Here is a 13917-nt window from a genome sequence, read left to right on the forward strand (position 1 = left end):
CAAATATAGATTAAAAAACACAACGAATCCAGCATAATTTCAATATGTTACCGAAAATACCTCAAAAAATTACCTGTTATTTCAAAAAAAGATATGATATCCTAGTTCATAAACCAAAAGGTTTATTTTATTATGAGGAGGAAATACGATGAAGAAGGCAGGAAAATTAGTTGCGCTATTGACAGCAACCAGTTTGATGGTGGCAAGTTTTGCAGGAACAGGATTATTATCCGCTACAGCCGCGGAAGAAACATCAGGGTTCGCACAATCCTTTGCAAACCCATCTACTGACCAAAGGATGAAGGTGCGTACCTGGTGGCCAAGCGCTGATATTTCTGAGGAAGAAATTAAAGAGGAAGTAAAACAAATTGCCGATGCGGGATTTGGCTGCATTGAATTAATCGGGATTACCGAGAGTTTTGCAGCACGCGGGGAACATGGCATTGATGCGGAAAAAGACGGTTGGGGCAGTGCGAACTGGAATAAAGCGGTAGAAATTTTGATGCGGGAAGCAGAAAAATACAATATCTATGTGGACTTAACGATTGGACCACGTTGGCCCGCAGGAATTCCAAATCTTGATCCAAACAGCGATGCGGCGTTCCGCAAATTAACCTATAATGCGATAACAGAAACTGCCACAATGGAGGAAAAAACCTACCAATTGCCTGAGGCGCCAACATTATCTGGGGACGTAATTACCAGCCAGGAATTTGTTGGATTGGTAGCGGCAAAAGTAAATCGTTCATCTTCTAAAGTAAACGTACAAAGTGGATGGGGAGGAACTACCTACTCTGTTGTAAACGACAGCAATATTGATGAATCTACCTTGACTGTGGTAGATAACAAAAATATACATTTGCAGGATGGAACTTTTACCTTTACTGCTCCATCCGAAGGTGAATGGGTGTTTTATGCTTATTGGGCTGTAGGGACCGGACAAACCTCCGGCGATACTGTCCCAACAGCTTATGTGGTAAACCATCTCAACAAATCGGGGACACAGGCAATTATTGATTACTGGGAAAACAATCTGTTAACCGATGAAATGAAAGAACATTATGCTACTTATGGTGGGGACTTATTTGAGGATTCTTTGGAGTTAACTGCTGTTGACCTGCCTTGGTGCAATGAGATGGCAGAGTATTTTCAAGATAATAAAGGATATAATCTAATCCAATACCTTCCTCTGTTAATGGGAAAATTGGGAACAGGATCTGGCATTACACAGGTGGCAGAAACAGATATTGGCGAAGGGGATAATAGAATCCCAGCCGGTACCACATATACCATTAATAACACCGCTACGATTGATAACGCAGCTGACCAGGAAGCAATCTGCAATGATTTTAATGAAAATCTGAGCGATATGTATATCGAAAACCATGTAAAGGTGATTCAAGAGTGGTGTAACAGTCATAATATTAAATATCGTGCCCAAGCGCAGGGAACTAGTGATAATAATTGGGTCGATTCTATTGAAGCGGCGTCCTACCTGGATGTTGTAGAAGGGGAGACCCTGGGTATGAACAAAAGCCCGGATGCATTTCGTTCTCTAGCTGGTGCCGCAAATATGAGCGGGACAGAGATTGTTTCGGTTGAGTTAGGTGCGGATTTTGGCGCATTATATCAAATAACATGGCAACATTTGATAGAATTGGTTAACCGCACAGCATCTTCCGGCGCAAACCAATATGTATTGCACGGTTTCGCAACCCGGTCCCAAGCGAATTCCCATACTGCATGGCCGGGATGGATGCCTTTTGATGAGCCAAGATTCTCAGAATCCTGGAACAGCTCCCAGCCATCCTGGGACTATATGAAACAAGATTTTGTAGATTACGTATCCAGGTTGCAGGCAACTCTTCAGTACGGAAAAGCAGATGTTGATTTTGCTGTATACCGTGACGATTTGGGGATTCGTACCGATGAAGGACATACCCAAGGTGTCCTGTATTTGGATGAAAACGCTACTCCAACCGATAACCCAGTAGCGAATTTAGGCTATTCTTATAACTATATTTCTCCAGGCAACTTTGCATTGGATAATGCTGTTGTAAAAGATGGCGAGTTGAACCCAGAATATGCAGGATATCAGGCGATTGTCATTAACAATGAAATAAAAATGAACTTGGAAAACGCACAAAAGATTTTGGACTACGCAAAAGCAGGATTATCAATTGTACTGATTGGAACAACACCAACCCAGGACGACAGCTTTGGTGTAAATGACGATACAGCGGTGGCAGCAATCTTTGCGGAATTAAAAACACTGGACAACGTGACATCTATTGTGGATGAATCCTCTTTACCGACTGCATTAAAATCCCTTGGTGTAGAACCAAGCGCATCATTTGAAAACAGCCAAAAAATTTCTGTTCAACATCGTTATACTCAGGATGCTGACCTGTATTATTTATACAATAATTCCAGCAGCAACGATTATGGCTCCAACGATTTATACCATAACGACGCCAATACGATCAACACAACAGTAACATTAGAAGGTGCTGGTATGCCATACGCCATGAATTTGTGGACAGGCGATATTACACCTATTATGGAATATACCAATAATGGAGATGGAACGATCAGCATGGATATTTCCATTATGGATAATGAAGCGATGGTAATTGGTATTACAGACGATCCAAGCTATTTTGGACAGAAAGCACAAGAAACAGCAACAAGCAAACAAGGTGACGGAACAATAATATCCACTGACCATGGTGTAGTTTACCGTACTACCAATGTTGGCGATTATAGTGTTGCATTAGGAGAAAATTCCTACACTGGCAAAGTGGAAGAAATAGCAGGGACGCAATTGTTGCAAACAGGCTGGAACCTGACTGTAACCAGTTGGGAGCCAGGAGAGAAAGCACTATTGGCAAAGGATGATCCAAACTATGACGCAAGGGATATCAACAAGCGGGAACTTGATTCAATCGCATTGGATGAGCTGAAACCATGGAACGAAATTGAAGGATTGCAGGATATTTCCGGGCAAGGATTCTATACCAATACCTTTATAGTAGATGGGAACTTTGACGGCGCATACTTGGACTTAGGAGAAAGCTATGACAACATTCTGGAAGTAACCTTAAATGGACAGGTACTGCCGGCAATAGACCAATTCAATCATATATTGGATTTGGGTAGTTATCTGGTACCAGGAGAAAACACTTTAACCATTCGTACAGGAACTACCTTAGCAGCGGCAGTACGCAAAGCAGGCGGGAATGTTGGAAGCACCGATACTTCTAAAGTATATCCAACTACCTATGGTCTGCTGGGCGATATCAGTATCACTCCTTATGTTGATGTGGTATTACAAGATGATACAAATTCTTCTGAAACACCAAGTACACCACCTAACTCTTCCGAAGAAACACAAACACCATCTAGTCCTACACCATCCGAACAAACTCCAACAACAGGGGATGCTTTCCCAATTGCTTTGGCAGTAGGGGCAGTTTTAGTAGCAGGAACAACTGTTTTGGTTATCAAACGCAAAAAATTCTAAGTTTATTTTATAAAATAAAAACCGGTACAAAATTGTGCCGGTTTTTTCATTGTTATAGAAACCACCGGCTATGTCGGTGGAGGCTCTCGCCTAAAAGCTTTACTTTAAGTATCGAGCAAAGCGAGCCACTAACAGCAATCTTATCGTAACGAAAAAACTATCGTTGGAAGAAAATTGCTCGTTTACGGGCAGCAGGGCAAGTAATACGAAAGACAGATATTTCAGTACGTCTTTAAATGTTTGCCGGTACGCCTTTCTAGGGCTTACTCAAGACACCAGCTTAGTGAAGTTGTAAGATAAAGGTAGACACATGGAAAGAGAACATGGATACACAAAATGAAATTTATTGAAATGGCAAAAGAAACATGTTGGTCCAGGGCTAATCATACGGTTTTATTTGTTGGTAAATGGCAGTAATACTGCCAAATACTCTTTTACTGGCTGCTGATTGATTCGTTTTTTACCTTGAATGAGAATATAAGATGAAAAATGTATATCCGTTGCTTATTGTTGTAACATATAGGCAATATAAAAGGGCTATCCTGTTCATGATACCTAACAATCTTAGATTGCGATTTCTTAAAATTCTACGGAAGGTATCCTTGCGTTCCACGGAAAATAGAATACCATTGCGTTTATGTGATGAATGTGATACTCTGAAACAAAGAAAGGTGTGAAATTAGATGAAACGGCTTGGAATTTTACTTTTATGTGTATTTCTCTTAATGGGCGGTACTGCTTGTCAATCTACAGGACATATAGCGCCAAAAGAAACAAAAGCCTTTACCTTGGAGCAACAAAATATAGATTTTATTTCTTCCTTAAATAAAGGAGAAGGAGACCATAAACAATCCGAAGATGTAGTAGAGATGTTTGCGGCCGCTTATCAGGCGTTCCCTTTGGTGGAAAATACAAATGGAGAGGAACAGTTAATGAAGATTACCATTACCAATGGCGGTCCACAGGATTTTGTAGCACAGGGATTATACCTGGGCTGGCTGGATGATGGGACGGGATATCATGTCCAGGAAACAATTGAAGTGGTAAAGGACAAGGAAAATTACCAGGTAATAGCAATGGGGGCGGTTGAGCAAACAGAATTGGACACCGTTTTTTATGAAATGATAGTTGGAACCGTGGAGCAGGAAAAGCGGTACCAGTTGAATCCAGGAGAGAATCGGTATTATGTACTGGATTTATTAACAGGGAAACAAGACGATTTTCCAAAAGAACTGCCAGAAGCGGCGGTATATGGTTCCAGTGATATCAATGGGATGATTGCCGTAGCGGGAGCGTGCCGCACGGAAAATGCAGTGGGAACCTGGTCAGCTGAAAATGGATGGCAACTACATCAGGTAGATGGATTGCTTGACCATATCATAGAATCGGTATTTGTCAATTTTTCAGATAGCCAGCATGGCGTTTTTGCGGCAAATGCAGATAGGCAAATGGGATATTACAACAATCTGGTTTATTATACCAACGATGGGGGAACCACATGGAACAGTTGTACAAGCCCTATTTACTCCCCACCGATATCCTGTGTTGGTATCTCAGAAGCAGGGAAAATTTTTGTGTCATATGGAAATATTACGAATGGTAGCCTTGGATCATTATTTTGCTCTATGGATGGACAGAATTGGACGGAAATACCATTAACATTACCAGAAGAACAAAAAGGATTTTACACAGTTGTGGATGATATAGAGTTTGATGGGCAGGAAGGAACGCTGTTCATGACTGGTGGGGAAGGCTCCAGAGCAAAATTTCTCTCCCACGATGGAGGGGATAGCTGGAATTTTGATTCTGTCGTTACCCAGTAAAATAAAAATAACCTCTCCTAATTAGGAGGGGCTATTTTTGTTTTATAGAGGATATTCACCCTATTGGTAAAAGATCACTACACAAAAGCGTTTGTTCCAATGGGATTTTACCTATTTATGAGCTGTAAATCAAGTAAAATGAGTCAGTAGATATCGCTTATCCACTGGGATTGTTAGAAAAATGTAGTATAAGATTTTGAAGAATATCATTATTTGATATAATCAATTGTAAATTTGTGGTGTGATTTATTTTCGTGGAAATCAGGTTGAAACTTTTTTCAGAGCTATAATGTGTGATTATATGGGATGGATCGAGTGGATAAGCTGGAGGTTGAGCAAATTATCAGGGGAGGTGTTTTATGGAAATAATGTAAAATGATCCTTTATTTATGAATAATACAAGAAGAATGGAGTCTATTTTGATTTTCGTAATATAAGATTGGAGTGGTATCAATAAACCGTATAGTAATCATACTATCAATCGGCAAAAATCGCAAATATATTGTCGAAACAGTGCAAAAAAAGATAATAACCAAAATTTACAAGGCTATAGGTAGACTATAGTAGCATGTATAGCCTATAAAACTGGATTAATTGAGTTAACCTATTCTTAAATAGAATCCATATAACAGTACCATAAGGCATATTTCTTCACTTTTTCGGTTTAACAAAATTTTGGAATAAAAAATCGATGAAAAAAAGGAAAATCTATGTATATTAAAAATAATGGCATCTGTTATTAGCGCAGTTATATAATCTTAGCGAGAAGAAGAGCGGAGGGTTAACTTTGAACACAGTAGACGCAATTAAATCAAGAATTTTACAATTATGCGGACAAAACGATTTAACAATTAATGGACTAGCAGATTTATGTGGTATACCGCCTTCCTCTGTGAAAAATATTTTATATGGGAAAAGCATGAATCCTAAAATCGCGACCATTAAAATGATTTGTGATGGCTTAGGAATCACATTATCCCAATTTTTTGATACGCCAGAATTTAATTCATTAGAGCAGGATATCCAATAAACAGAACAACAGAGTGATTCCCCAATAGTGGCTGTTTTTTCTGAAATAAAATGGGGCAATTCTCAAAAATCGAAATGACAAATCCATGGTTTCGTTTTTCTTTACAGGGGCAATATTGATCCCGTAAAGGAATACAGAAATACCATACAATTACTTGGATTAGTAGGTAGTGGGAGATAGTTGGTTTTGAAATTTTATCTATTTCCTCTATTAAGCATGTACTAGAAGAGGAGAGAAAATGGAAAACCTCAAGGCAGTTCATCATTGCCTTGAGGTTTTTTATCTGTTATTTTTCTGGAAATCCCCAGCCATCCAATCCAGCGCGGCGCATAGCTCCAAATAAGCGGTAAGTGAATCCATTGTCTTCTCGTTCCCGCTCCCGTAAAAATTCTTTTGTCTTTTGTCGGTTGGTATAACCATCTACCGGGCATTTGCTTTTAACAATTGGTAGGTTTGTCCGTTCCGCAGCCCTTCTGATCTCCTTTTCTGGTGCAAACACCAATGGTCGAATCAAAGTAAGTTCTTTGCGGGATAGATAGCTTTTGGGGGAAAAACATCCAAGCCTGCCTTCATTAAACAAGTTCATAACAAAGGTTTCCACTGCGTCATTGTAGTGATGTCCTAACGCCACTTTATTGCAGTTGTATTCTTTTGCCATATCGTGAAGCGCACCACGTCGCATCCGGGCGCATAAGCTACAAGGATTCTCTTCTTTTCGCACATCAAACACAATCTCGCCAATATGGGTGGGCTTTACTGTGTATTCCACATCCAGTTCCTCACACAGCTTTGCAATGGGGGAATAATCCGTAGGTTGGCTATTGAACTGAGGATCTAGGGTAATCCCCACAATATCATATTGGATGCCAATAAAACGGCGCAGTCTGGCAAGCCCGGTTAACAATACAACACTATCTTTTCCACCGGAAACGCCAACTGCGATTTTATCCCCATCCTGTATCAAATCAAATTCTGTAACCGCTTTGCGCATATATCCTAAAATTCTTTGCATTTTATCCCATCCCTTTTGTATATTGGTATTTTATTGTATCATAGAGTAAATAGAACTGCAAGCATAGAATAAGAGTGTTATAAAATCCAAAGGTTTTCTTTTGGCTGAGAACAGACTTTTTTCAGTTTGTTGGCAGTAGCAGCTTTTACAATCGGGTTTAATCCACGAGCGTGTTTTGGACAAACAACAATACAACGCATACAGGAAATACATTGTTCCGTGTTGGTTTGATCTGGATGGTCTTGAGGAATGGCGTGGACAGGGCAGTTACTCGCACATTTACCACATTGGATGCAGTTGTGACCAGCTTTGGGATGTAAAGGGATAACGCCATACTTCTTATAGGGCTGGTTTCCAGGCAATTGGATGCAATCCTGCTGAGTTAGTACAACAGTTTTTTTCAGTTTATCCTGTACCTTTTTGGAAAAATCCCGTGCCTGCTGGATATCCTGCGCATTTGGCCTTCCTGCGGCAATGGAGTGGATAATAGAATGTTGTGCAACAGGTGCAGCCGCAGCTACTGGGATAAATCCGTTTGATACAACAATATCCTTTAGCTCTATCAGTGCATCTTCAAATTCCCGGTTACCATAAACAGCTACTAATATAATCGGGGTGTTATTTCCGTGCAGGTTATGGATTCGCTTTGCAGCGTCAGCTGGAACTCTTCCACCATAAACGGGAACTCCTAGCACCACCAGTTCATGGGAGGAAAAAGAATAGGAAGTTTCTCTATTGTCATAGATACTTAAATCAATCTGTTTTGGGGAGTGTTGTATTTCTGAGGAAATAGTTAAAACAATATCCCTAGTGCTGTAAGTGGGACTAAAATAGGCCGCTATTACCTGATTTATCTCCATAAGTATCATCCTTTCTATGCAAAGTGAAACCCCATTGCTGTATAAGAATGGGGTAAAGGAACCATAATTTATTTAGTTTGTGGCTATATTATACCATTAAAAAATAGAAAAGTCTATTTTATTAATTCCTTTATATTTAGTAGGAATTACTTATTTTGCACAAAGATTTCCCATAAATTTTGGCGTTTCGTAGGACTTATGCCATTTGCTGGACAAACCTTCTGTTACCAGATATAATAAAGATAGTATTAAAATAGGACAAAAAGTTATGTCGTTCTATTTTTTATGATTATTTTATAACGCCTATATAAAATCGTGTCTGTAATTACTAGTATTTTATCGCCAAGAGGTAATTTGCGAAAATAGGGAAAGATCGGGGTATTGGAGCATGTCAACCAAGAATAAAGGTAGTATACGAAAATGGCTGGAGCTGTTTATTTTTGCGGTAGCAGTGATTGCTGTTTACAAAACGTTTGATGACTTTAGTGTGATAACTTCTACTATTGGAAAAATACTAGGGGTATTATCTCCATTTATTTATGGTGGAGTGATTGCATTCCTGCTATTTTTACCAGCGAAAAAAATAGAGATATTGCTTTACAAAATTAAAAAGCCGTTTTTCCAAAAGCGGGCTAGGAGTATTAGTTCGATTGCAGCATTATTACTGTTTCTTATTATACTAGTTGTATTATTGGTGATATTTTTACCATCTCTGTATCGGAATATTTATGAATTCGCCCGGTCCATTCCTGGATATTTAAATGAGTTATATACCTTTATCAAGGAGCATTTTGGAGATGAAATACAAATTGATCATTTGATCCAAACAGTGAACCAATATCTAACTCCGTCTAAAATTTTGGATTTTTTAAGCATGAATGATTGGAGTAGTTATATTGCAGGAATTCAGAGCGTGATAGGCACCTTGACCAATATTGGTTTGGGAATGATTTTAGCGATTTATTTGTTAATTGACCGTGCGAATATCCGTAAAAATTTTAACCGTGTATTGCAGTTGATCTTTAAAGAACGTCGTGCGGAGCGGGTAAATGATTTACTAATACGGATTGGTTCGGTACTCAATAGCTTTATTTATGGTCAGGCATTGGATGCTCTATTTGTAGGGGTAGCCTCTGGAGTAGGGTTCCAACTGTTGGGGGTAAAAAATGCGCCAATCTTAGGATTGATTTATGGATTATTTAGTTTAATCCCTTACTTTGGGGCGTTATTTGGTGTTATTACTGTTTCTATTTTTACCTTCTTATCCGGTGGTTTAGGGCAGTTAATCATAGCATTTATCTTTATCACTGTATTACAACAGATTGATGGGAACATTGTTAATCCAAAAATTATTGGCAATTCTATTGGAATCAAACCGTTATATGTTATATTTGGAGTAACGCTATTTGGTGGTTTATTTGGTGTTGTGGGAATGTTCTTAGGCCCTCCATTGATGGCGATTATGATTGAATTAATCGATGATTTTATTGCGGAAAAAGAGTTCCAGAAAAAATTGAAAAAATGGGATGAGAAAGAATCCGATATGAGCGATATGGATTCCTCTGCGGAACCATATATGGAACAATTAGGGAAAGAAGATGATTGATTTCCGTTAAAAAAGGAGTTGTATTATGAAAAAAATATTAAATAGCCTGGTATTCAAGCTGTTAGTAGCTGTGGTACTAGGGATTGTTATTGGTATCCTTGCTAATGAACCGGTTATGAATGTGGTTGTTACTATAAAATCTATTTTCAGCCAGTTGGTGTTGTTTGCTGTACCACTGATTATTATTGGCTTTATCGCCCCGTCCATTGCTCAATTAAAGAACAATGCGTCCAAATTGCTGACATTGGCTGTTGGAATTGCCTATCTATCCTCTGTAGGGGCCGCGGCTTTTTCTGCTGTAGCAGGATATTTGATTATCCCCCAAATGCACATTTCTTCTGCTGCGGAAGGTCTGCGAGAACTTCCAGAATTGCTGTTTGATTTGCAGATTGACCCTATTATGTCGGTGATGTCCGCTTTGGTGCTTTCTGTTATGTTGGGATTGGCGACTTCCTGGAGCAAAGCAACTTTAATCGAAGATGTGTTAAATGAGTTTCAAAAGGTAATTTTGGCGATTGTCAGTAAAATTATTATTCCAATCTTGCCAATCTTTATTGCCTCCACCTTTGCAACATTGTCGTATGAGGGTTCTATTACCAAACAGTTGCCGGTATTTTTAGGGGTAATTGTAATTGCGATTGTTGGACATTTTATCTGGATGACAGTGCTGTATGGTATTGCAGGGCTTGTCACTAGAAAAAATCCAAAAGAAGTATTCAAACATTATGGACCAGCCTATTTGACCGCAGTAGGGACTATGTCATCCGCCGCAACGCTTCCAGTGGCCCTTACCTGCGCAAAAAAATCTAAGGTGCTCCGTCCGGATATTATTAATTTTGGAGTTCCTTTATTTGCAAATATCCATTTATGTGGTTCTGTTTTAACAGAAGTATTTTTTGTAATTACCGTATCCCAAATTTTATATGGTAAGTTGCCATCTATTCCATCCATGATATTGTTTATTGTCTTATTGGGTGTATTCGCGATTGGAGCGCCAGGGGTACCAGGCGGTACAGTAATGGCTTCGCTGGGTTTGATCACCAGCGTACTTGGTTTTGACGAAACCGGAACAGCGTTGATGATGACGATCTTTGCATTGCAGGATAGTTTTGGTACGGCGTGCAATGTCACAGGGGATGGCGCATTGACCTTAATTCTTACCGGCTATGCGGAGAAGCACCATTTAGGGGATGCTGACGAGCTGGAAAAAGAAATTGGTTGATAAATATTTATAGCATAAGTGTAGGATAGAAAGCTTCTGATTTTGACAAAATCGGGAGTTTTCTTCTTTTGATGAAGAAACTTGGAAGTATTTCCGAATTAGATAGAACTTTTTAAAATTTTGAGAGAAAGTGGTGTTTGACAATCCAAAGGTATCATCAATAAACATGATAGAGTTAGTTTATGATTATTGGAAGAGTTGTTTTTGCGGAAAATTATGATAGTTCCAGAAAAATAATAGAATTTACTCATTATGGAAATGATATAAAGATCGAAATGGGGATGTTGGGACTTATTACTTTTGAGTTATGGGTATAGGATTACTCTTATAAAAAATGATTACTCAGTAGAAACGATACAGTTTATCAGTATTGCAAGGGAATTTTGCTGTAATGAAAAATAGCTTTTTGCAAAATTTTTTTGAAAATGGGGTTGCAAAATTTGAAAATCATGCTATAATAGTAACAAATATAACAAATAAAAACAAAACCGATGAATCAGATTGGCTGTACTTTTGCCATCCCAGAGAGCCGGCGGTTGCTGCAAGCCGGTATGGATTAGTACAAACGCCGTTGGACTGAGGAGGGCGGGCCGAACACAGTTACTGTAAGTAGCCCCCGACGTATCTCCTACGTTATAGGGAGCGGGATGTGATTGCATCCGCAGAGTGGGTATAGTTATACCAATTAAGGTGGTACCGCAGGTTTTGTATGAGATTACAACAGCTTGTCCTTTTTAACAGAAAAAGGATGGGCTGTTTTTGTTTTTTTCAGGCAATGAGAGGTGACCAGAATGTTTTATCCAACTTATGAACAAGTCAAAAATTTAGCAGAAGATTATCAAATGATCCCAATTATGGCGGAATATTACGCAGATACCGAAACGCCAATTAGTGTGTTCCAAAAACTGAGGACAGAAACAAATTGTTTTTTACTGGAAAGTGTAGAACAGCACAGCGAACGGGCAAGGTATTCCTTTTTGGGGCGGAATCCATTTTTGGTGTTTGAAAGCCGTGGAAATCAAATAGCTTTGACAACAGAGCAGGGGGAACAGAACTTATCTGGGAACCCGATGGACTATTTACAGCAACTGACCAAACAGTACAAGGCACCAAAACTGGAAAAATCCCCTGGGTTTTGTGGAGGCGCTGTTGGATGCTTTGGATATGACACTATCCGGCTGTTTGAGCGATTGGAAAATCCACCGGAAGATTCCCTCCATTTACCGGATTTAAAGTTTTTGTTTGTGGATGAAGTAATTGCATTTGACCATCAAAAACAAAAGCTGGTGATTATCGTTAACATGCGTACTGGCGGAAACCTACAACGCAGCTATGATATGGCACAACGCCGGATTATTGAGATTAAACAGGAGCTGGACCAGGCGGTATTGCCAAGGAAAAAACAGACAGTGCGCTATCGGGAACAATGCCAGGTGGAAAGTAACATGACCAAACAAGAGTATTGTACCAAAGTGGAAAAGGCAAAAGAATACATCCGCAACGGGGATATTTTCCAGGTGGTATTTGCCCAGCAGTTTAAAATTCAAACTTCGGTCAATCCATTTAACGCTTATCGGGCTTTGCGGGTGATCAATCCCTCCCCCTATATGTATTTCTTTGATTTTGGAGATTATCAGGTGGCAGGCGCTTCCCCAGAACTTCTCGTCCGGGTACAGGATGGAATTGTGACCACCTGTCCCATTGCCGGAAGCCGACCACGGGGCAAGACGGCGCAAGAGGATTTGGAAAACGAAAAAGACCTGGTTGCCGACCCAAAAGAAAATGCGGAACATACCATGTTGGTGGATTTGGGGCGGAATGATATTGGAAAAGTCTCCGAATTTGGTTCGGTCCATGTCAGCAAATACAAGTACATCCAACGGTTTTCCCATATAATGCATATGACCAGTGATGTACAAGGGAAACTGAGGAAGGATAAAACCCCATTTGACGCACTAGCGTCCGTCCTACCAGCAGGAACGTTATCCGGCGCGCCAAAGGTGAGAGCAATGGAGATCATCGATGAGCTGGAAACCAAACGTCGTGGTTTATATGGTGGGGCGATTGGATACATTGGTTTTGATGGTAATTTTGATAGCTGTATCACCATCCGCACCGGCGTGTTTCAAAATAACACGTGTTATGTAGGCGCTGGCGGCGGGATTGTATATGATTCCAACCCAGAAACAGAGTATCAGGAGTCCGTCAACAAAGCAACTGCTGTGTTCCGTGCAGTAGAAGAAGCGGCTGAAATGGCTTAGGCAGGAGGGTTCTTATGATTTTTATTCTTGATAATTACGATTCTTTTACCTATAATCTCTTCCAATATGTTGGAACCATCCAGCCTGATGTAAAGGTAATGCGGAACGATGCGGTGAGCGTGCAGCAGGTATTGGAGATGAAGCCGGAGCGGATTATTATCTCACCTGGACCAGGTTATCCTGCTGATGCGGGAATTTGTATCCCATTAATTCAACAGGCGGGGGAAATCCCCATTTTAGGTGTTTGCTTGGGACATCAGGCGATTGGGGAAGCGTTTGGCGGTAAGATTGTCCATGCGCCACAGGTGATGCACGGCAAGGCAGATGTTGCTACTGTGGACGCTAGCTGTAAGTTGTTCCATGGGTTGCGGTCGGAAGTCCAGGTAGGGAGATACCATTCCCTTGTGATTGCTCCGGAAACTCTGCCAGAAGAATTACAAATTACCGCCCAAACATCCGATGGATGTATTATGGCAGTTCAACATAAAACAAGGCCTGTTTACGGCATCCAGTTCCATCCGGAATCGGTACTAACACCGGATGGCATGCAAATGATCAGAAACTTTTTGGAGGGATAACG

Annotated in this window: 9 protein-coding genes and 1 other annotated feature; of the genes, 7 read left to right on the forward strand and 2 right to left on the reverse strand. The window is 40.1% G+C overall.

Annotation, left to right across the window (positions count from 1 at the left end; translation table 11 throughout):
* Window positions 1-148: 148 nt before the first annotated feature.
* The 3 genes from H8Z77_RS09680 (at window position 149) to H8Z77_RS09690 (ending at window position 6376) form a co-directional block, all read left to right on the forward strand.
* Complete coding sequence (locus H8Z77_RS09680; RefSeq protein ID WP_186996879.1) at window positions 149-3523, forward strand: glycosyl hydrolase; 3375 nt, start codon at window positions 149-151, stop codon at window positions 3521-3523.
* A gap of 683 nt (window positions 3524-4206) precedes the next feature.
* Entirely contained in the window at window positions 4207-5346 is a 1140-nt protein-coding gene (locus H8Z77_RS09685; protein WP_186996880.1) for a WD40/YVTN/BNR-like repeat-containing protein, read from the forward strand.
* A gap of 787 nt (window positions 5347-6133) precedes the next feature.
* A complete protein-coding gene (locus tag H8Z77_RS09690) occupies window positions 6134-6376 on the forward strand; it encodes a helix-turn-helix domain-containing protein (protein WP_186996881.1) in 243 nt (80 codons plus the stop codon).
* Between the two features lie 286 nt (window positions 6377-6662).
* Here H8Z77_RS09690 and H8Z77_RS09695 read toward each other — a convergent pair whose 3' ends face one another.
* Together H8Z77_RS09695 and H8Z77_RS09700 are read right to left on the reverse strand one after the other, a co-directional pair.
* Complete coding sequence (locus H8Z77_RS09695) at window positions 6663-7388, reverse strand: tRNA 2-thiocytidine biosynthesis TtcA family protein (protein WP_186996882.1); 726 nt, start codon at window positions 7386-7388, stop codon at window positions 6663-6665.
* Window positions 7389-7465: 77 nt separating this feature from the next.
* Complete coding sequence (locus H8Z77_RS09700; protein ID WP_186996883.1) at window positions 7466-8248, reverse strand: 4Fe-4S binding protein; 783 nt, start codon at window positions 8246-8248, stop codon at window positions 7466-7468.
* 388 nt (window positions 8249-8636) lie between these two features.
* Between H8Z77_RS09700 and H8Z77_RS09705 the strand changes: the two genes are divergently transcribed.
* The 4 genes from H8Z77_RS09705 (at window position 8637) to H8Z77_RS09725 (ending at window position 13915) form a co-directional block, all read left to right on the forward strand.
* Complete coding sequence (locus tag H8Z77_RS09705; protein ID WP_069987900.1) at window positions 8637-9854, forward strand: AI-2E family transporter; 1218 nt, start codon at window positions 8637-8639, stop codon at window positions 9852-9854.
* A gap of 25 nt (window positions 9855-9879) precedes the next feature.
* Complete coding sequence (locus H8Z77_RS09710; RefSeq protein ID WP_069987901.1) at window positions 9880-11076, forward strand: dicarboxylate/amino acid:cation symporter; 1197 nt, start codon at window positions 9880-9882, stop codon at window positions 11074-11076.
* Between the two features lie 482 nt (window positions 11077-11558).
* Window positions 11559-11812: a binding site (T-box leader), on the forward strand.
* A 55-nt stretch (window positions 11813-11867) separates the two neighbouring features.
* The gene (trpE, locus tag H8Z77_RS09720; RefSeq protein WP_186996885.1) at window positions 11868-13337 is read left to right on the forward strand and encodes an anthranilate synthase component I; all 1470 of its coding nucleotides are present in this window, start codon (window positions 11868-11870) and stop codon (window positions 13335-13337) included.
* A 14-nt stretch (window positions 13338-13351) separates the two neighbouring features.
* Window positions 13352-13915 (forward strand): anthranilate synthase component II, encoded by a 564-nt coding sequence (locus H8Z77_RS09725; RefSeq protein ID WP_069987914.1) that lies wholly within the window; start codon window positions 13352-13354, stop codon window positions 13913-13915.
* Window positions 13916-13917: the final 2 nt, after the last annotated feature.

Origin of the sequence: Clostridium facile (assembly GCF_014297275.1) — a bacterium.
GTDB classification, from domain to species: domain Bacteria; phylum Bacillota; class Clostridia; order Oscillospirales; family Ruminococcaceae; genus Massilioclostridium; species Massilioclostridium facile.

What these genes read in the sequence shown, in the direction of transcription:
- trpE (WP_186996885.1), top strand. Translation starts at nt 11,868, where the DNA reads ATGTTTTATCCAACTTATGAACAAGTCAAAAATTTAGCAGAAGATTAT.
- H8Z77_RS09695 (WP_186996882.1), bottom strand. Translation starts at nt 7,388, where the DNA reads ATGCAAAGAATTTTAGGATATATGCGCAAAGCGGTTACAGAATTTGAT.
- H8Z77_RS09680 (WP_186996879.1), top strand. Translation starts at nt 149, where the DNA reads ATGAAGAAGGCAGGAAAATTAGTTGCGCTATTGACAGCAACCAGTTTG.
- H8Z77_RS09685 (WP_186996880.1), top strand. Translation starts at nt 4,207, where the DNA reads ATGAAACGGCTTGGAATTTTACTTTTATGTGTATTTCTCTTAATGGGC.
- H8Z77_RS09725 (WP_069987914.1), top strand. Translation starts at nt 13,352, where the DNA reads ATGATTTTTATTCTTGATAATTACGATTCTTTTACCTATAATCTCTTC.
- H8Z77_RS09705 (WP_069987900.1), top strand. Translation starts at nt 8,637, where the DNA reads ATGTCAACCAAGAATAAAGGTAGTATACGAAAATGGCTGGAGCTGTTT.
- H8Z77_RS09700 (WP_186996883.1), bottom strand. Translation starts at nt 8,248, where the DNA reads ATGGAGATAAATCAGGTAATAGCGGCCTATTTTAGTCCCACTTACAGC.
- H8Z77_RS09710 (WP_069987901.1), top strand. Translation starts at nt 9,880, where the DNA reads ATGAAAAAAATATTAAATAGCCTGGTATTCAAGCTGTTAGTAGCTGTG.